This is a genomic window from Atopobium sp. oral taxon 416, assembly GCF_018128285.1.
Lineage (GTDB): Bacteria > Actinomycetota > Coriobacteriia > Coriobacteriales > Atopobiaceae > Olsenella_L.
Genome location: NZ_CP072380.1, coordinates 522795 through 541896, shown reverse-complemented (window position 1 = coordinate 541896; position 19102 = coordinate 522795). Strand labels below are relative to the sequence as shown.

The window sequence follows — 19102 nt, the reverse complement described above, 5'->3', positions numbered from 1 at the left end:
AAGAGAAGCTCAGCTTTCAGTGTCTGTGTGACATCTCTGTGCTGTGCAGACCCTTTTGTCTCTCTTTGGTGTGCTGGTCTTGACAGGACAACCAAATACAGCAAGCTTTCCTGTCTTAGCTACAGCTTGTGCTGTATGTGTCTGTGCCAAGAGGTAGCGCTTAGGTATCTTGTGCTTCCTGCCGACAAGTGTGAGGCCCCTTATCTTTCCCCACAGTGTGCTATCTGCCTTCTCAGCCTTTGATCCTTTAAGCGCTCATCTGCCTTATCAGGTCTGTCAGCGACATCGCGGGGAACTTGATACGTACAAGGCCAAGCTATCTTTAAGTGTGCGATCACTGATAGCTCTGCAGAGCGTGGCACAGGCTACAGGAGATGATCCCTTCTTTAGTGTGGGCCTTCCTGTGATCTGTTGTGGTGATAGCTGACAGTTGACAGTCTTGTCCTGCACACAGGCACAGAGGCTCTTTGAGACTTCACTGCCTGTGCCTGTTGCAGTGCCCCTGTACAACAGATGCCTCTGTATCGTATATCGGATACTTCTTGGTTGCATGAGTTTGCTGCAAGCTTACAAGCTATGGTCGACTTGTTGCGGTGTAGCTTTCTGACAATCTTGGGATGTGTCTTTGCCTTCAGTGTGGGAAAGCGGGACATCTTTTCGCTTCTCTAAGCTAAGATGATGGTAGCAGCCCAGGGCAGCCTCCTTTGATTGTTTTTTCGCGGATACCATCACATTGTGAGAGACCCCGGGTCGCTGTTCTTTAATCCTTGCTGTTGCACTAGCAATGAGGATTCGCATCCCTTATCACGATCCTCAAGACGGACGTCCATTCCAGGGACTTGTAAAGGGCCTGACTTTTCCCGGCTGGCCTTCCTGAGCGTACAGTCAGGGCTTTATAATGAGTTGCTATGGAATCACTGATAGAAGACATATTTGCCACACTGCGAGCAACGAGCAATACCTCCCGTCCCCTCACTCCTGATGAGTTGGATCACCTGATCCGCAAACACAGCCGTGAGCTCAACGGAAATCACCGCTACAAGAAGCGCAATATCCTGCCCGCCTACCTCCATATCAAAGAACACAGCAAAAAGCTGTGGGAAAGCTGGCATATCGATCCGGAGTTGGAGCACCGCTTCCTGCTGAGTGTGCGCATGAAACCACGGCGCACCGCCTCAGGCGTCTCCACCATCACCGTAATCACCCGCCCTTACACCTGCTCGAGCAACTGCCTGTACTGCCCGTGCGATTTACGGATGCCGAAAAGCTACCTCTACCACGAGCCGGCCTGTCAGCGGGCTGAGCAGAACTACTTCGATCCTTACCTACAGGTCACTACGCGTCTGCGTGCCCTGCGCCAGATGGGCCACGCAACCGACAAGATCGAGCTGATCGTCCTCGGCGGCACCTGGAGCGACTATCCCCAAAGTTATCAGATCTGGTTCATAAAGGAACTCTTCCGAGCCCTCAACGAGTGGCCCAACGATATTGGCACGATCCGTTCCCGCTATCAGGTCTACCGTGGCTCCGGGCTCTCCAATCAGGATGCTATGCTGCAGGACTTCGTCTCCACCGAACAAGAGAAAGTTTATCAGGGTAAGGAGACCTTCAATCAGGCTTGGCACAAGCTCTACGACCATGCGGTCCCCTACCAGACCGTGTGGAGACGCATGGCAGCAAGCCTTGAGGAGCTCAAAACAGAGCAGAAGAAGAACGAGACTGCCGCCCAGCGTATGGTCGGCCTCGTAATCGAAACCCGTCCCGATGCGATCACTCCCGAGAGCCTGCGCTTCTTCCGCACCCTCGGCTGCACCAAAGTGCAGGTGGGTATCCAATCCACCCGTCAGCAGATCCTCGATATCAACCACCGCGCTACGACGATCGAGCAGATCTCCCGGACACTCAACTTGATCCGGCTCTACGGCTTCAAGATCCATACGCATCTGATGGTGAACTTACTGGGATCTGACCCCGAGGCAGATAAAAAGGACTTCGAGACCTTCGTTGAGGACAAGCGCTTCCTACCCGACGAGATCAAGCTCTACCCCTGCACTTTGGTTCAGGGGACCGCCCTGGTGAAGGAATATGAAGAGGAACACTGGAAGCCGTACAGCGAAGACGAGCTCCTCGATGTCCTTGTGCACGACACCCTCGTGACACCTTCCTATGTCAGAATCTCCCGCATGATCCGCGACATCAGTGCACAGGACATTATGGTCGGCAACAAGAAAACCAACCTGCGTCAAATGGTGGAGCAGAAGATTGAGAAAGCTGGAGAATCCGGCCTCATCCACGATATCCGCTACCGTGAAATCGCCCGCAAAGCGGTCGATCTCTCACAGCTTACGCTCGACGATGTGCCCTATAAGACACTGACCTCAAGCGAGCATTTCCTGCAGTGGGTCACGCCAGACAACCATATTGTGGGCTTTTTGCGCCTCTCCCTCCCCCACTGGGATGAGCTTGCCACGCACACGCTCAATGTCACAGCCGAGGAAGTGCCGACCGAGCCCGGCGAAGCGATGATCCGCGAGGTCCACGTCTACGGACAGGAAGCACACTTAGGTAAAGCGGATGCTTCGGCTCAACACCGCGGGCTCGGCAGACAGCTGATCGATCGCGCGAAAGAGATTGCGCGAGGCGCCGGATATTCTAAGTTAAATGTCGTGAGCGCTGTCGGAACCCGCGAGTACTACCGCCATCTGGGCTTTAAAGACAATGGGCTCTACCAGCGCATCGACCTCACCGATTAGTAGAGCGGCTTGATGTCCTTGAAGTGGAAGTGGCGCTTCCCCGAAGCGTAGGAAGCCACAATGTTGCCGTTGCCTTCCAACAGATATTTATAGCTCTCAAGCCCCTCCAGGCCGACCGGCCCGCGGGCCTGCAGCTTACCGGTCGCGATGCCTACCTCAGCGCCGAAGCCATAACGGAAACCGTCCGCAAACCGGGTTGAGCAGTTGTGGTATACATCGGCAGAGTCGACAAAGCGCATAAAGAACTGGGCGGCGCACTCGTCTTCCGTGACAATCGCATCGGTGTGGTGGGAGCTCCAGCGGTTGATGTGTTGGACAGCTTCCTCGATATTCTCCACGATCTTGCAGCTCATAACAAGATCGCCGTACTCGGTGTGGAACTCGTTGTCCCCCATCAGCTCCACCGCCGGGATGTCCGGTGTTCTCTTGAGCAGGTGGACGACTTCCTGGGTCCCTCTCAGACGCGCTCCCCGCTGTGCGAGCGCCTGCGCAATCTTCGGCAGCAGTTCAGGGGCAACCGCTCGATCGATCAGTAGGGTCTCTGCCGCATTGCACACCGCCGGATACTGGGTCTTTGAATCAACCACGATGGAGATGGCTCTCTTAGGATCCGCATCCTTATGTACATAGATGTGGCAGACGCCCTCTGCGTGTCCCATTACCGGGATCTTGGTGTGGTCCATAATGTAGCGGACAAAGGCGTTGGAACCACGCGGGATCAGCAGGTCAACATCCTTGTCACACGCCAACAGCTCATCGATCTCAGCATGCGTCTGCGCCAGGGACAAGGAGAGCTCAGGCAATCCTGCTGACACATAGGCGTCGTGGACGATCTCGAACAGCGCTTCGTTGGTGCGCTTCGCCTCGCTGCCACCTTTGAGGATAGCTACATTGCCGCTCTTGAGGCACAGCGAACCGATCTGGATCAGCGCATCCGGACGTGCCTCAAAGATAACGCCTAAGACGCCGATCGGGCAGCTAACCCGGCGCAGCACCAGGTCGTTATCCAGCTTGCGCTCCATCTCGAGGCGGCCGATAGGGTCTTCAAGCCCTTTGAGCTCCTCAAGCTGATCTAAGCTCTCCTGCAGTCTCTTCTCATCGTATTTCAGCCGATGCAAGATAGTTGGAGCGATACCCACAGCCTGGGCGTTGCTGCAGTCTGCCCGGTTAGCCGAAAAGATCGCCTGTGCATGGTTCTTGAGTCCTTCGGCGATATTGTCGAGCGCTTGGTTTCTAGCTTCGAGTGAGGAGGCCGCAAGCGCGGGCGCGACACCACGCATTGCGTGAACAGTCTTTACGATTTCCACGGGATGTATCCTTTCAGCTATTACAAGAGTTGCGCCTAGTGTAACAAAGGAACATCACAACCCTATTACAGACTTACAGACCGCCAAAAGCGGTCTGTTTTTATACAGCAGAGGTAGCTAGATCAATCAAGCAACCTTGACGCCGCCGATGTAGGTGGCCTCAAGTGACAGATCCGGTACCCAGACATTGAAGTCGGCATTGCGTCCCGGCAGGATAAAGCCTGCGGTGCGATCCAGATGCGCGGAGCGTGCGGGGATCTCAGAGCCCATGCGGATCGCCTGCTCCGGAGTGACGATGCCCCGATCCACCATGTTCTTGACGCCCTCTGCCAAGGTCAGGACCGAACCCGCAATGTTGCCGAGGGTTCCATCCTCATTCTTTAGATAGCAGAGATTGTCCTTCAGGACAACCGGCAGGCCGCCGCTCATGTAGTCACCCTCGGGAAGTCCACCGCAGCCCAGGCAATCGGTGATCAGCACCACGTGCTCCCAACCTTTCGCGCGCACCAAGACCTCGCAGGCTGCGGGCACTACGTGATGCCCGTCACAGATGAGCTCCGCGTAGGCTTCTTTGCTGATCATCGCCGCGCCTAAGATACCCGGCTCACGGTGGTGGAGACCACGCATCCCATTGTAAGTATGCACAAAGCAGGTGGCACCTGCGTGAATCGCGCGCATCGCCTGATCATAGGTGGCATCGCTGTGCCCCAATGAACAGACCACGCCTGAAGCAGTCGCCTGCTCGATATAGGCACTTGCCTCCGGGTATTCTGGAGCCAGTGCGCTCTTCACCACCATGTTGTGGGAAGCCAGCTGCCACTGCTCCAAATCCCGATAGTTCGGGGCAATCAGGTATTCGGGATTCTGCGCTCCCACATGCTTTGAGGTAAAGAAGGGGCCTTCAAGATAGATACCTGCAATACGGGCGCCTAGGAACGAACCATCGCGGGCTTGTGTAGCCTGATAGATCGCCGCGCACTGATCGGTGATGTGTTCGACCGAATCGGTGAAAGTCGTCGGCAACCAGCTGGTAGTGCCGCGCTCTGCAAGTCTCTGGCTCGCTTCGTTCAGGCCCGCCGCATCCGCATCGGTCGTAGCGTGATTGAAGAAACCGTGGATGTGGGTATCCACGAGGCCGGGCCCTACAATCGCATTGCCCAACTCGACAATATCGCAGTCCGGCTTCTCTTCTGAGAACTCCCGGAACTTGCCATTCTCAATCCTCAGATACCCTGCACCACTCAGATGCGAAGGAAGAACAACGTGTTGAGCGTGAAGCGCGTAGCCTGCCATACCGGTCCCCTCTCGGTCAGCGTCAAAAACTATCAGCTGCAGTATCCGTCCTTGGGGCATCCGCTGCAACCTCTTGTACTTCCAAGACCTTATATGGCCACGCCTGATTGTATCTGGCTATGCGTCATCCTTTGCAGTGGGGTTATTGATCCCGTCTTTACCGGCCTTGAGCGCCGTCGCGACCTGCTCCTCAATCGTTACACCTTCGGCGCGCGCATTGTAGGCGGCAAGCAGCATCGAGAGATTTGCTCCGGTGATAACCTCGACGCCGTCAGTCTGTTTTGCCAGCGCCATCGCCTGATTGAAAGGGCTTCCCCCCATCAGATCACAGAAGATAATGACACCTTCCTCATCCTGTCCGACACGGGACACGGCTTCAGTCAGACGCTGGAGGTAGCTTGATTCTTCACCGAGGCGGTACGGCACTGCGTCAAAGTCTGGAAGCGACGATACTAAAAGGTTCAGCGAGCTTGCGAGTCCCGGCGCAAACTCTGCGTGCCCCGTTACAACATAGCCAACCATGTGCGTTACCTCGTTTCGTCACACAGCGGATCAAAACCTTTAAGTCAATAACAGACGTAACCCTGATACTACGCTTTCCCATAAATCGAGGAAGCTGAAGCGAGATTGTGCCACCTGCCAAGTCTCCTATTTTTCGGTGTGCGGTAGAAACTCCATCGTTTTGTCAACATCCGTTCTAGAATACCGTTTCCTCTCCCCCTACTACATCTAGGGAAACGATGATTAATTCCCAATAATGTGCTAGAAAGGACTAGCCACGTGGCCTTTCGCGGCCAGCATAGGCATTAATCATCGTTTCCCTAGGATCTCTACAGCACTGCGGCGGTCCAAAGGCCGCCGCAGTTGGAATATCAGATTTGTTTTGGGTGCGCCACTACTCGTCGATGATCATCTGGCGGTACTTCACACCGCAAGTGTCAAAGATACGGCAGGCAATCTGGTTGTCGATCGAGCCGGCATACTTATTGTCCCGGTAGACCACTTCCCCGATGCCCGCCTGCACCAGAAGCTTCGCACACTCGTGGCACGGGAACAGCGTCACATAGACCGTTGCTCCCTGCATATCCTTGAGGGAGCCTCTGAAGTTCAGGATCGCATTGGCTTCCGCATGGATCACGTAGGAGTGCTTGTCCTTTAGAGGATCGTCCGAAGGCCCCCAGGGGAAGTCATCGTCGTTTAAGGCAGAAGGGGTCCCGTTGTATCCGACGCTCAAGATCCGGTGGTTCGTATCCGCAATGCAAGCCCCGACCTGTGTGTTGGGGTCCTTAGAGCGTTGCTGTGCCGCCATTGCCATTTTCATAAAGAACTCGTCCCACGATATATAATCTTTGCGCTTGTTCGGCATGCTTACCCCTTCTCTGCAGCCGTATCAGGTGTGATCGTCTCAGAATTTTTTATTCTTTCCCATACTAGTTGATTCTTCTGTATAGTGCGCCGCTCAGTGGGTATGATGATTGATAAGGTAGTTAGTTACGGTTAACTGTTAAAGCATTCTGTTGTCAGGTAATCGTAGTAACGAGTGAAAGGATTGCACTCATGAAGACCATCGCAGATGTATACGGACGCCAAGTTCTGGATTCCCGCGGCAACCCCACGGTTGAAGTGGAAGTCACACTCGACGACGGCACCCGTGCGTGTGCCCTCGTCCCGTCCGGCGCCTCCACCGGTGAGTTTGAGGCCGTCGAGCTCAGAGACAACGACCCGAAGGCTTATCTCGGCAAAGGAGTCACCAAGGCAGTCGGACACGTGAACCATGAGATCAGGAAGCTCTTGGTCGGTCGCGATGCCCTCGACCAGCGTGGAATCGATGAGACAATGATCGCCGCCGACGGCACCCCGAACAAGGGTAACTTCGGTGCCAACGCAATCCTCGGTGCCTCACTCGCAGTCGCCCGTGCCGCCGCAACTTCACTGCGTATGCCACTCTATGAGTATCTGGGCGGGGTCGGTGCCCACACCCTGCCGGTGCCGATGATGAACATATTGAACGGCGGTGTACACGCCGACAACAACGTGGACTTCCAGGAGTTCATGATCATGCCGGTCGGCGCTCCGAACTTCCACACTGGCCTTCAGTGGGCCAGCCAGGTCTATCACACCTTGAAGCAGGTCCTTAAGGATGCCGGCCTCTCGACGGGCGTCGGCGATGAAGGCGGCTTTGCCCCGGACTTCAAGACCAACGCAGAGCCCTTCGAGTACCTGATGAAGGCCGTCAAGCTTGCCGGCTTCACTCCAGGTGAGGATTTTATCTTCGCAATGGATCCCGCAAGCTCTGAGTTCTACGACAAGGGCAAGAAGCTCTATGAGCTCAAGGGTGAAGGCCGCTCCCTCACCTCCGATCAGATGATCGACTACTGGGAGGATCTGATCGCCACTTACCCAATCATCTCCATTGAGGATGGTCTGGACGAAGAAGACTGGGATGGCTGGGTGAAGCTCACACAGCGCCTCGGTAAGAAGATCCAGCTCGTCGGTGACGACCTGTTCGTGACGAACACTAAGCGCCTCGCGAAGGGCATCAAGCTCGGCGCTGCCAACTCGATCCTGATCAAGGTGAACCAGATCGGTTCCCTGACTGAGACCTTAGACGCAATCGAGATGGCAAAGGAAGCCGGCTACACCGCGATCGTGTCGCACCGCTCCGGCGAGACCGAAGACACGACGATCGCCGACCTCTCCGTGGCTATGAACACCGGCCAGATCAAGTCCGGTGCTCCTGCCAGAACCGACCGCGTCGCGAAATACAACCAGCTGCTCCGCATCGAGGACAGACTGGGCAGCGCTGCTACCTACCGCGGCAGGGAGGCTTTCTACAACCTGCGCTAGGCTGAACGCTTAGAAGTTTGTACACATGAGGAAGCCGGAGCATCTCTCATGAGGCGCCCCGGCTTCTTCTGGTAACCGCAGCTATCAGACGCCACTACTCATCAGGATCGCGCTGCTCGATCACCATGTTCTCGAACCGCTGCGACATAAACTCATTGGAGTAGTGTCCGTCCACCCACTCCTCAAGGCTGTTCTGCGGCGGGATGCCTTCATCGCGTGCCGTGCGGCGGTTGAAGCACACGAGCGTCATTGCAAAGTCGGCAATAACGTAGATCATAAGGAGGGCGACAAAGACCACCTGACGCTTCGTTGTCGGCTCTCCGATCGTGAAGAGGAACCAGGGCATAATGATATAGGTCCAGAGGCATCCCAGGATGCCCCATACAAAGAGGTACGGGACCGCAACCCACTTGGTGATCGCACCAGGGACGTGCCCGGCGATGTAGTCCCACGAGACCGCGCCCATGTAGGTCTCCATCAGCCAGCCAGTCAGCTGCTCGAGCGCCCCGCCGATCAGCATGCAGGAGATAAACAAAACCCACGGTTTGATGTTCTTTCTTCTCACAAACGTGCCCGCAGCCGTCAGGAACAACGCACCGATGCCGTAGACCGGTGAGAAGGGGCCCCACACGAGGCCGTAGCGGCCTTGAGTGAGCCCTGCAGAGATGAACATCCACACCTCTTCAAGCACGAGGCCACCAAAAGCGCAGAGCAAAAAGATGATCACACACTGGTACCAGCTCATGTGCATGTGGTCGACGTAATCATCACGCACCAGACGCTCGGAGCGTTGAATCCCCACGATCTGCTTCCAGGCCAGGTGCACGGGCTTCTTTGTCTGCTGGCCGAGATGCTTGGCTGCCCGATATTTGGCGAGGTTGTTGACCGCCTCGATCACTTCTGGGGAGACAGTGCGCTTTCTGACTGCGCGCTTGACCGGCTCACCGCGGCCCAGCCAAGCCATGAAGGATTTGACGACCCAAAAGCCGAACCTGATGAGCAGTAAGAGCACGACAAGGGAAAGTAATGACCAAAACACGTATCAGTCCTAACCGTAGCGGAGACGTCTCATAAGAAGTGTATCTCCTCACCCTTCTCAGGAGTTCATGATCGCGTCAATGGAAGCTTCGCAGGCCGCACGGAACCCGTGCTCCTCAAGCGCACAGACTCCGCGGATCGTGGTGCCGCCCGGTGAGCAGACCTCATCTTTGAGTGCGGCGGGATGCTCGCCCGTGGCAAGCTGGAGTGCGGCGCTCCCTTCGATCATCTGGGAGACCAAGGTATACGCTTGGCTCCTGTTCACCCCATACTTTACCGCGACGTCCGCGTAGGCTTCAATGAAAAGATCAACAAAGGCCGGAGCGCAACCGGTGATGGCGCTTGCGATATCCATCTGGTCGCTCGGGATCTCGACGATCTTACCGATTGAGGAGAAGAGCTTGACTGCCCAAGCATGCTCCTCTTCCGTGAGGCTGTTCTTGTCCTCGAAGAGCAGCGCCCCCTCGTGCACCTTGACCGGGGTGTTGGGCATAATGAACTGGAGGCGCGCGCCTTGAGGCAGATGCTTCGCATAGGCCTCAAAGTCCCACCCTGAGGCAATGGAGAGCAGCGCCTTCCCAGAGAGGGATTCCCCCAGCTCCTTGAGCACCCCCTCCACCTGCACCGGCTTGCAGGCCATCACCAGCGCCTCGCTTGACTGCGTAAGCTCCTGCAAGGAGGTGCAGGGGACAAACCCGAGACGCCCCGCATTCTTCTTCAGTTTGTCCTGGTGCGGGGCAAAGGCTGCGATCTCCTGTGGCTTGAGTGCCTCTGTCTCGATAAAACCCGCGGTGAGCGCGAGCGCCATGTTGCCCATTCCGATAAAGCCGAGTTTTGCCATCTTAAGCTCCTCTTATTTCGTAGTGACAGTTAATCTGTAAACACGTACTTATCGAGCCATGAGAATGCCTCTTCAACGCGTGCGGTCGGTGAGGCCAGGCTCATGCGGATCGTGTTACCCGGGTGGAGCAGACGTCTGTCCTGCCAGATCACGCTCACGTCCCAACCTGCGCGAATCAGTTTGTTGATCGTGATGCCATGCTCTTTCAGGTAGCCTGAACAGTCAAGGAAGAGCAGGCAGATACTCTCCGGACGGGCAACGTGGATATGGTAGGGACGCAGGTACTGCCCAGCCATGTCCACATTCTCGCTCAAGACCGACACCAGCCCTTTGATCCACTCCGCCCCTTTGCCACTGTAGGCCCCCATCAGGGCATACCTCGAAAGGATATCCATCTTGTTGTAGCGGGTACCCTCCGCCACGGACTCGATCCGGTCACGCGGATAGGGGTTATAGATAGTGTGACGGGAGCCCACCAATCCCACAAGGCTAAAGGGCTTGGAGGAGGAATAGAGGGCGATGCAGCGCATCTTGGCATCCTCGTTGATTGACTGATAGGAAATGTGACGGTAGCCCGGCATGATGAGATCTGACCAGATCTCATCGGAGAGCACGATGCAGTGATGCTTTGCGAAGACCTCGCCTGCTTTCTCGAGCTCTTCTGTGGTCCACACGCGTTCGGCCGGATTCTGCGGGCTGCAGAAGATCATAAGGTGGATCTTGTACTCCTCGAGCTTGCGGTCCATATCCTCACAGTCCATCCACCAGACGCCCTCGCTGTCCCGCACCAGCGGTAAGTGGGTGATCCTGCATCCTACACGCTTGAGGCAGCCGGTAAAACCGATGTAAGCCAAACTGTGCACCAAGACGGCGTCACCCGCAGCGGTGAAGGCGGCGCTTGCAGACATCACACCACCCAAGACACCGCCCTCGTAGCCGATCGCCTCACGGGTGAGGCCCTCAACCCCATTTTGCTGCCAGTTGATGATTGTGTCAGAGTGTTCATCGCGTGGGGCAGCGTAGCAGAAGAACGGATACTTGATCCTGTCCACCATCGCGTCCGGAATGTAGGAGGGGGCTTTGAAGTTCATATCCGCCACCCACATGAGGACCGGGTCAAACCCCTCTTTGAAGCTCCCGGCGCTCCCCGTTTCCCCAGAATGTCGACTGCCATTGCGTCGTGGCCGACACGCTCTGGATCCGTGGTGTAATCGAACACTTCACTCATGCTCTGTTTCCTTCCCGAAACGCCCAGAGCAGTTTGGCGTTCTTTTGGTATCGTTCTCTTTAGAGGATACGCTTGTATCAGCTGCTACCGTAGGCAAACTTATACGCTCTAAACAACCATGAAGCAGTACTGTTACAAATACAGTGTCGTATCCTCAAGGAGATCAAGTAGCACGCCCACAGACAACAAGCGAGGCACATCCCATGAGACTCTCTAATTTCTATGCCGGAACCGAATTCAATGCTGAGGACTTCCTCGGTACCCACAAGATCCAAGATGACACCTACGTCTTCAGGACCTTCGCGCCGGCGGCGCAGTCCATCGTGCTCAAGCTCGAGGACGCCTCAGTCCCGATGCACAAGATCGAGGACGGCAACTTCTGGGAGGCACAGGCAAAAGTCAAGCCCGGCGATGCCTACACCTATGCGATCGACCACGCCGGCAACACTGTCGACCACGCCGACCCCTACGGGTTTGCAATGGAGCTGCGCCCTGCGCACCGCTCCCGCATCGTAAGCCTCGACGACTACACCTGGCACGACGCTACCTGGATGAAGCAGCGCAGCAACGCTGCGGACAAGCCGATGAATATCTACGAGATCCAGCTAGGCTCCTGGAGAAAGAAGTCCGGCGACAAAGAGTCCCAGGATCCGAGGGATTGGTACACCTACGAGGAGCTCGCTGAGCCGCTCACGAAGTATCTTACTGAGACCGGCTATAACTTTGTTGAGTTCATGCCGCTCAACGAGTATCCCTTTGACGGCTCCTGGGGCTATCAGCCAACCGGCTTTTTTGCCCCGACCTCCCGCTTCGGCACCCCGAAGCAGCTGATGAAGCTTATCGATACGCTGCATCAGGCCAACATCGGCTGCATCCTCGATATCGTCCCAGTCCACTTCGCAAAGGACTCCTACGGCCTGGCCGACTACGACGGCACCGCCCTCTTTGAATACCCCAACGACGCGGTGGGCATCTCCGAGTGGGGCAGCCACAACTTCATGTACTCACGCGGTGAGTCGAGGAGCTTCATGCAGTCCTCCGCCAACTTCTGGCTCAAGACTTACCACTTCGACGGCCTGCGCATGGACGCAATCAGCCGCATCATCTACTGGCAGGGTGACGAGAACCGTGGGGTGAACAACGACAACGTCAAGTTCATCTGTACGATGAATGCCGCACTCAAGCAGCTCAACCCAGGCAGCTTCCTTGTCGCAGAGGATTCCACGAACTACGAGGGCATCACCAAACCGACCGACGAGGGTGGCTTGGGCTTCGACTACAAGTGGGACTTAGGCTGGATGCACGACACCCTCTCCTTCATGCAGACCGACCCTTACTTCCGCGCGGGCAACTACAACAAGCTGAGTTTCTCAATGATGTACTTTTGGAACGAGCGCTACCTGCTGCCGCTCTCGCACGATGAGAATGTGCATGGTAAGGCAACTACCGCGCAGAAGATGTGGGGCGACTACGACAGGAAGTTCCCCCAAGCGCGCACGCTCTACCTCTATATGATGATTCACCCAGGTAAGAAGCTGAACTTCATGGGCTCTGAGATCGCGCAGCTGCGCGAGTGGGATGAGGACCGCGAGCAGGATTGGTTCCTGCGCAAGTACCCGATCCACGACGCCTTCTATCACTACTGCTGTGAGCTCAACCATCTCTATCTGACGCTTGCCGCCTTCTGGGATCAGGACTACGAGCAGGCCGGGTTCAAGTGGCTCGACGTCGATTCTAAGACCCGCGTGTGCTACGCGATTGAGCGCACCAGCAAGCGGGGTGAGCGCGTCGCGGCGTTGATGAACTTCTCCGGTGCCGCCCAAAAGGACTACCGTGTCCCGCTGAAGAATGCGAAGAGCATCTCCGTCCTCTTGGATACCGATTGGCAGCGTTTCAACGGAGCGACGCCGCAGGGCAAAACCGATATCACCTATAATGAAAAGACCCAGGAAATAGCATGCACGCTTCCGGCTTTCGGAAGCATCCTGATCAGCATCAAATAGATCTGTCGGCCCTACCCAAGGAGACACACATGAGTGAGATTGGCTTTAAGATCGAAGTCCTCCCGCAACCGCTGTCTGACGAAGAGAGGGAAGCCTTACGTCAGCACTACCTCGTCTACGCAAAGGCAGAACGCGACGAGCACCGTTCCCTGCACAAGGATCTGGACACGATCTACAGCCAGATCGATGCGCTTTCGGAAAATGGGGACATCCTGCGCCTAGTCTCGACGATGAACCAATCCGCTCACACCGTGGTCTTTGCGACGGACGCCTCAACGCTCGCCCTGCGTGAGTTCCAGCAGGCGATGCTCGCCGAGGGCAAGACGATCCGCCTCGTCTCCGAGTCTTCCTCCGAGATCAACAGCGTGAGAGCGATGATGCCGAGCGACCTTTTGATCGTCGTGACGACCTCAAACGGGTTTGCCCGCCGCCAGCAAAAGCGCATCGAGGCGAGCATGGCCTACAAGGCGATCGTCACTGCCAACTCAGACCCTGAACTCCACTCACACTTCAACCAGGTCCTACAGCTCGGCGACAGCGCGCGGGAAGGCTCCGCGCTCCACCGGATCTTTGCGACCTTCGGTGTGACCTACTTCTTCGACCGGTTCTTTACGCAGTACGCCCGCGCCTACGATCCGCAGCTTAAATAGCTTACACTACAGAGTTTGCAGTGGGGCCTGCACCGCTGAGCGGTGCAGGCCCCATCCTTTCATGCTTTACTATGTACTTATAGGCGCATGCTGTGCATCCACGCCTGCAGTGCGTCGTCAGTCGCATCCCCCGGAATCAGGCGGGCGCTGCGCACGGTCGATCCAGGTGTCAGAGCCTGAATGCGGGCCGGGCCGTCGCCCATGCCTGAACCATTGCTGGTCGCAAAGGGGACGATGATCTTCCCTTTAAAGTCATAGGTTTCCAGGAAAGCGTCGATGATGCGGGGCTCCATACCCCACCAGATGGGGTAGCCCAAAAACACCACGTCGTAGGAAGCAAGATCAGTGGCAAGCGGCTCCATCGCCGGCCGGGCGTTCAGGTCCTTCATTTCCCGGGCACTGCGGCAGTTCGCTGAATCAGGCCATCTGAGGTCCTCTACGCTATACGGCACCTGCGGGAAGATCGCCGCAATATCCGCATTGCGCAGTTTCGCAATGCTCTGCGCGATCCTTCCGGTGGTTCCGGTGATGGAAAAGTATGTCACTATTTCACGATGAGGCATGTATCCTCCTCATATATTCTTTCTGCCACTTCTCGCGCAGTGGCCGCGCTCTTTTCCTGTAGACGCGAATATGGGATAAAGGGCGTGCATGGGACGCAGGGCACTTGGCGTGTTCTGCTGGAGTTTGGCTTGAGCAGAAGCTGGCGCCTTTGGCCCGCAGCTGGACGCGAATTAGGCAAGATGTCGTTAGGCGATGGATGTCCCATGAGGTTGTGCCTGCAAAGACCAGAGGAAAACCTTAGCCCCTCAGTCAAGTAAGAGGTAGGAGATAGCTGTATGGTATATATCGGCATAGACATCGCTAAGCGCTTCTATGTGCTGTCAGCCGTGGGTGAGGATGGAGGGACCCTCATCGAGTCACTCAGATTTGCCAACATTGCCGGCAGGCTTCAAAAAGCTGCTCGATCGGCTGAAGAAGGCCGGTATGCAGGCCACAGGGCACTACTGGGTTGCCCTGTTTAACTTCATGGCCGCTCATGGCTATGACGCAGCGCACGCTCAAGACCGATGCGATCGACGCAGCCATGATCGCAGACCTTATGCGCTACAAGCGCTATGAGCCCTGCGCGCTGAGCGACCGGAGAGCTGCTCGCGCTTGGGCGCGCTACTGCACCTCGCTCGTCGAAGAGCTCGACCATGCTCAAAAACCGCGCCACAGCCATCCTCGATGGCCTGTTCAGCGGCTCGTTTAGGCCCACCCAGCGGTTCGCTACTCAAACATTGTGCCACGCCGCAGCAGACACACTCAAGCGACATGTGCACGCTCGAGTGCACACTGAAGGAAGCTTTCTGCTCCAACTGCGGCCAAAAGAAGGCCGAGGAGCTGAAGGCCGCCACGAAAGCGTCGGTTGCAGTCGGCTTCGGTTCAAAGACGCTCACCTTCGAGCTCAGACTCTTCCATGAGGAGTCTGAGCTCGTCTGCAGCCAGATCGACGAGGTGGAATTTGAACTTACCCGCTTGCTCGACAAGGCAAGCGGTAGGTGGCTGCTCAGCGTCCCTGGCATCTGAATCGCGCTGGCCTTAATTATCGCAGGCGAGATCGGCGCGCTGAGCGCTTCGATGGTGCCCATCAGGTCCTTGGCCTATGTTGGCATGGACCCTACCAAAAGTGAGTCCGGTAAGAGTGTGGCATCGGGTAAAAGCATGTCCAAGTGCGCTGCGGCAGATCTCAGGTGGGCCCTCATGCAGGCTACAGACTGTGTGCGCAGATACGACCCATAACTTCGGCGACTACTACGCCAGAAGGGAAGGCGAAGACAAAAAACACCACTGCGTAGCCCTCGCAGGTGTTGCTTGCAAGCTCATGGGCGTGTGTCTAGCCCTCATGAAGGAGCAGCGCCCCTGGGAGCCCACGCCTTCTAGGCACCATCAACCCGAACATCTTCAGGAGGGCGGCAAGTAGCCTTTTCTACATCTGAATCGCGCTTGCGCTCCCAGCGGGGCGCGCGTCAGTATGTCTGCTCTTTATCCCATATTCACTTCTCAAGGTTCCTATCGAAAATCTTGGGTTTACCCCTTGACTTTAAATAACAGGTCTTTCTTCTGATTCAAATCTGAGCCGCTCTGGAGCCAAAGCCCTGCATCTGCGCTAGACGTAGGCACCTGCGATATGGTCTACAATGTGCTGTACCATTTCGGCATACCAGTCACCGAATGCTTTTTCATGGTGAACGAGCTTCCCCGCCTCTAAAGCGTCATAGCTCACGCGGATCCTGCGATAGCGAGTCACCCGTGAGGGTTCATCCTTCGTGAGACACCCCTCCTGGGTCTTGAAGGGCTGCATTTTGAAGGTAATCGTCGGATTGAACAGTACGTGGATGCGTCCCCGGTTGTCCCGGTATGCGCCGATCGCCTTCGGGTACCCGATCTGGTTCGCCGCGAGGCATGAAGCGTCATCCAGTGAGACCAGGGTATCCTCAACATCCTGGGCTACTGCGCTGTCTTCAGCTGTAGCAGGCTGCGCCGCTTTCGTCAGCTCTGCCCGGTCTTTCACTAAGTCGCATACCATCTCCAGATTCCCCTCCTTGTTGTGTTAGCCCTCCTAGTATGACACGCGGAGCGCACATCTTCAAAGAAAGCAGGTAGAGGGGCAAAAACACTCAGGTATAGGCGACCGAAAACTTCCGTTCCCCATCCACAACCCCGAGCGGTTTCTCTTCGACGAGCGCCGCCTCAATCCAGGTGTTGCGGCTGGCAGAGAGCTCCTGGATGCCCTCCTTATACCGCTCAATCTGCTGAGGGGTTCCTTGGACGTGGAGCAGCACGTCGCCGTTGTCCTCGTTTCTGACCCAACCGGTCACCCCGACAGATTGGGCCAATATCTCCGCTTGGTAGCGGAACCCAACGGCCTGTACCCTGCCGCGGTACCTGAGTGACACCCGCCGCAGTGGCCCTGTGTAGCGGATCGGTTTGTGTTGGGGCTCTGTTGTTGAGGACGTATCTGAAGCCTGTGCGCGGCGTTTACGGCTCCACGGAAAATGAAATCCAACCATACCAATCACCCTCTTAGACCATAGTGGGGATACCCCTTCCAGGATATCCCCACCAAACGAACCTGTACGGTTCTATCTCTTAGTGTCGCTTATGCGGTCTCTTGGCCGGCATAGGGCTTCTTCCAACGTGACAGGATCAGTGCTGCCACGATGGAGCCGATTGCAAGCGCGAGCAGATACATGCCCGGGTTGCCGATAACGGCGACAACCCACGCGCCGCCGTGAGGAGCAGGGCTCGTGCAGCCGAAGGCTGCCGACAGAGCGCCGGCGATTGCGGAGCCGATGATGCAGGACGGAAGGACATGGCCCGGGTCAGCTGCGGCGAATGGAATAGCGCCCTCGGTGATGAAGGAGAGGCCCATGATGTAGTTCACAATGCCTGCGTTGCGATCAGCCGCAGACCACTTGTTCTTGAAGAAGGTGGTGGAAAGGGCGATTGCCAGAGGCGGAACCATGCCGCCGACCATAACGGAAGCCATAATGATCTGGCCGGAGGTGGTACCGGCAGCAAGTGCACCGGTGCCGAAGACATAGGCTGCCTTGTTGAACGGGCCACCCATATCGATGGACATCATGCCGCCGACGATAGCGCCGAGCAGGACCATGTTGGTGGTGCCCATGCCGTTCAGCCAGTTATTCAGTCCAGTGTTGATCGCACCGAAGAGCGGATTCAGGATGAACATGACTGCACCGATTGCCAAGGTGCCGAGCAAAGGATAGATGAGCATCGGCTTGATGCCTTCAAGCGAGGAGGGCATTCTATCGCACATCTTCTCTATACCCAAGGTGATATAGCCTGCAGCAAAGCCGGCAAAGAGCGCCGCAATAAAGCCACCGGAGACGCAGGTGGCAGCCGCTACATCCGGATCCCCGTTCAGAACGGAGAGGTAGGCGATGCTGTAGCCGGTACGGGCGAAGAGGCCGCCGACGATACCAGGGGCAAGGCCCGGTCTGTCTGCGATGGACATCGCGATAAACCCCGCAAGGATCGGCAGCATCATATTGAAGGCTTCAGAGCCGATCGTTTTGAAGAAGGCTGCCGCCGGGATTGAAGAGCCGTAGTTTGCAGTACCCAAACCAGGCTGGTCGATCAGGAAGGCGATAGCTGTGAGGATGCCGCCGCCGATAACGAAGGGGAGCATGTGGCTGATGCCGTTCATCAGGTGCTTGTAGATCACGTGCCAGGCGGAATCCTTCTCCTCACCCTCGGTAGCGTGGACAACGCTGCCCTCCTGGATCGGAGCTTTGTTCTGCAGAATGTCATCGATCAGCTTCTCCGGCTCATTGATGCCGGCGGAGACGTTGGTGGAGAGCACCTGCTTGCCCGCAAAGCGAGAGCGGTCGACGTCCTTGTCTGCGGCAATGATGATGCCCTTTGCGTGCTCGATCTCTTCCTGGGTCAGCACGTTCTTGGCGCCAACGGAACCCTGAGTCTCAGCTTTGAGGGTAACGCCCATCTCCTTAGCCTTTTTCTCCAGGTTCTCTGCCGCCATGTAGGTGTGCGCAATGCCGGTCGGGCAGGCGGTGATTGCGAGGACCTCAGGGAAGCCTGAGTCGGAGCTGGTCACCTGAGCCTGCTGCTCGGCCTTCTGAGAGGCTTGCTGCTTGGCGGCCTCCTGCGTATCACGCTCCTTCTCACCCTTATCGATCACAGCCAAGAACTCCTCTGGGGTCTTGGCAGCACGCAGGGCATCCGCGAACTCCTGATGCATCAGGAGTCTTGAGAGCTGCGCGAGCATCTCCAGGTGCGTGTTGTTCTGGCCCTCCGGGGCGGCGATCATAAATACCAGGGTGGCCGGATCCCCGTCCGGGGAGTTCCAATCGACGCCGCCCGGCAGCGTCATCGCTGCCAAACCGGGACGGTTCGCCGCAGCCGTCTTTGCATGCGGGATTGCGATACCATCCCCGACCGCTGTCGAAAATTCTGACTCGCGGGCCAGAATTGCCTTTTTGTAGGCGACTTTATCATTGATGTTGCCTGAAGCGTCCTGCAGCGCAACCAGTTGGTTGATTGCGTCATCTTGATCTTTCGCCGAAGCGTTGATCTTGATGCCTTCAGGCTTGAGCAGATCAGTGATCTTCACGA

At 56.6% G+C, this 19102-nt stretch carries 19 protein-coding genes; 7 read left to right on the top strand and 12 right to left on the bottom strand.

What is annotated here, in order from left to right; translation table 11 throughout:
• Positions 1-908 precede the first annotated feature (908 nt).
• Entirely contained in the window at positions 909-2753 is a 1845-nt protein-coding gene (locus J4859_RS02930; RefSeq protein WP_212332665.1) for an elongator complex protein 3, read from the top strand.
• Here J4859_RS02930 and J4859_RS02925 read toward each other — a convergent pair.
• The 4 genes from J4859_RS02925 to J4859_RS02910 all read right to left on the bottom strand — a co-directional run bounded on the left by J4859_RS02925 (position 2750) and on the right by J4859_RS02910 (position 6719).
• Complete coding sequence (locus tag J4859_RS02925; RefSeq protein WP_249113730.1) at positions 2750-4060, bottom strand: glutamate-5-semialdehyde dehydrogenase; 1311 nt, start codon at positions 4058-4060, stop codon at positions 2750-2752. The genes J4859_RS02930 and J4859_RS02925 overlap by 4 nt on opposite strands.
• Before the next feature lie 126 nt (positions 4061-4186).
• On the bottom strand, positions 4187-5413 hold the full coding sequence (gene nagA, locus J4859_RS02920) for an N-acetylglucosamine-6-phosphate deacetylase (RefSeq protein WP_249113729.1): 1227 nt from the start codon (positions 5411-5413) through the stop codon (positions 4187-4189).
• 57 nt (positions 5414-5470) lie between these two features.
• A complete protein-coding gene (locus tag J4859_RS02915) occupies positions 5471-5875 on the bottom strand; it encodes a PTS sugar transporter subunit IIA (protein WP_212332663.1) in 405 nt (134 codons plus the stop codon).
• 373 nt (positions 5876-6248) lie between these two features.
• Positions 6249-6719 (bottom strand): dCMP deaminase family protein, encoded by a 471-nt coding sequence (locus J4859_RS02910; RefSeq protein WP_212332661.1) that lies wholly within the window; start codon positions 6717-6719, stop codon positions 6249-6251.
• A gap of 191 nt (positions 6720-6910) precedes the next feature.
• Between J4859_RS02910 and eno the strand changes: the two genes are divergently transcribed.
• Positions 6911-8200 carry a phosphopyruvate hydratase gene (gene eno / locus J4859_RS02905; protein ID WP_212332659.1) on the top strand — a complete coding sequence of 430 codons (1290 nt, stop codon included), beginning with the start codon at positions 6911-6913 and terminating at the stop codon, positions 8198-8200.
• Between the two features lie 94 nt (positions 8201-8294).
• Here eno and J4859_RS02900 read toward each other — a convergent pair whose 3' ends face one another.
• The 4 genes from J4859_RS02900 to J4859_RS15950 all read right to left on the bottom strand — a co-directional run bounded on the left by J4859_RS02900 (position 8295) and on the right by J4859_RS15950 (position 11307).
• A complete protein-coding gene (locus tag J4859_RS02900; protein WP_212332657.1) occupies positions 8295-9164 on the bottom strand; it encodes a putative ABC transporter permease in 870 nt (289 codons plus the stop codon).
• 132 nt (positions 9165-9296) lie between these two features.
• Positions 9297-10079 carry a pyrroline-5-carboxylate reductase gene (gene proC / locus J4859_RS02895; RefSeq protein ID WP_212332656.1) on the bottom strand — a complete coding sequence of 261 codons (783 nt, stop codon included), beginning with the start codon at positions 10077-10079 and terminating at the stop codon, positions 9297-9299.
• Positions 10080-10108: 29 nt separating this feature from the next.
• Positions 10109-11170 (bottom strand): aminotransferase class I/II-fold pyridoxal phosphate-dependent enzyme, encoded by a 1062-nt coding sequence (locus J4859_RS02890; RefSeq protein WP_249113728.1) that lies wholly within the window; start codon positions 11168-11170, stop codon positions 10109-10111.
• Positions 11167-11307: a hypothetical protein gene (locus J4859_RS15950; protein WP_249113727.1), complete on the bottom strand. Its 141-nt coding sequence runs from the start codon at positions 11305-11307 to the stop codon at positions 11167-11169. The genes J4859_RS02890 and J4859_RS15950 overlap by 4 nt, the downstream gene beginning before the upstream one ends.
• Positions 11308-11510: 203 nt before the next feature.
• Between J4859_RS15950 and glgB the strand changes: the two genes are divergently transcribed.
• Positions 11511-13310, top strand: a complete 1800-nt coding sequence (glgB, locus tag J4859_RS02885; RefSeq protein ID WP_212332654.1) for a 1,4-alpha-glucan branching protein GlgB — start codon at positions 11511-11513, stop codon at positions 13308-13310.
• 29 nt (positions 13311-13339) lie between these two features.
• Positions 13340-13960, top strand: coding sequence for a hypothetical protein (locus J4859_RS02880; protein ID WP_212332652.1), 621 nt, complete (start codon positions 13340-13342; stop codon positions 13958-13960).
• A gap of 77 nt (positions 13961-14037) precedes the next feature.
• Here J4859_RS02880 and J4859_RS02875 read toward each other — a convergent pair whose 3' ends face one another.
• Positions 14038-14523 carry a flavodoxin gene (locus tag J4859_RS02875; protein ID WP_212332651.1) on the bottom strand — a complete coding sequence of 162 codons (486 nt, stop codon included), beginning with the start codon at positions 14521-14523 and terminating at the stop codon, positions 14038-14040.
• A gap of 476 nt (positions 14524-14999) precedes the next feature.
• Between J4859_RS02875 and J4859_RS02870 the strand changes: the two genes are divergently transcribed.
• The 3 genes from J4859_RS02870 (at position 15000) to J4859_RS17425 (ending at position 15745) form a co-directional block, all read left to right on the top strand.
• A complete protein-coding gene (locus J4859_RS02870; RefSeq protein ID WP_212332649.1) occupies positions 15000-15215 on the top strand; it encodes a transposase in 216 nt (71 codons plus the stop codon).
• A gap of 62 nt (positions 15216-15277) precedes the next feature.
• Positions 15278-15532: a hypothetical protein gene (locus J4859_RS02865; protein WP_212332647.1), complete on the top strand. Its 255-nt coding sequence runs from the start codon at positions 15278-15280 to the stop codon at positions 15530-15532.
• Positions 15533-15745 carry a transposase gene (locus J4859_RS17425; RefSeq protein ID WP_371812280.1) on the top strand — a complete coding sequence of 71 codons (213 nt, stop codon included), beginning with the start codon at positions 15533-15535 and terminating at the stop codon, positions 15743-15745.
• A gap of 367 nt (positions 15746-16112) precedes the next feature.
• Here J4859_RS17425 and J4859_RS02855 read toward each other — a convergent pair whose 3' ends face one another.
• The 3 genes from J4859_RS02855 to J4859_RS02845 all read right to left on the bottom strand — a co-directional run bounded on the left by J4859_RS02855 (position 16113) and on the right by J4859_RS02845 (position 19100).
• A complete protein-coding gene (locus tag J4859_RS02855; protein ID WP_212332645.1) occupies positions 16113-16532 on the bottom strand; it encodes a peptide deformylase in 420 nt (139 codons plus the stop codon).
• 91 nt (positions 16533-16623) lie between these two features.
• Entirely contained in the window at positions 16624-17016 is a 393-nt protein-coding gene (locus tag J4859_RS02850; protein ID WP_212332643.1) for an acylphosphatase, read from the bottom strand.
• An 89-nt stretch (positions 17017-17105) separates the two neighbouring features.
• Positions 17106-19100, bottom strand: coding sequence for a fructose-specific PTS transporter subunit EIIC (locus tag J4859_RS02845; RefSeq protein ID WP_212332641.1), 1995 nt, complete (start codon positions 19098-19100; stop codon positions 17106-17108).
• Positions 19101-19102 lie beyond the last annotated feature (2 nt).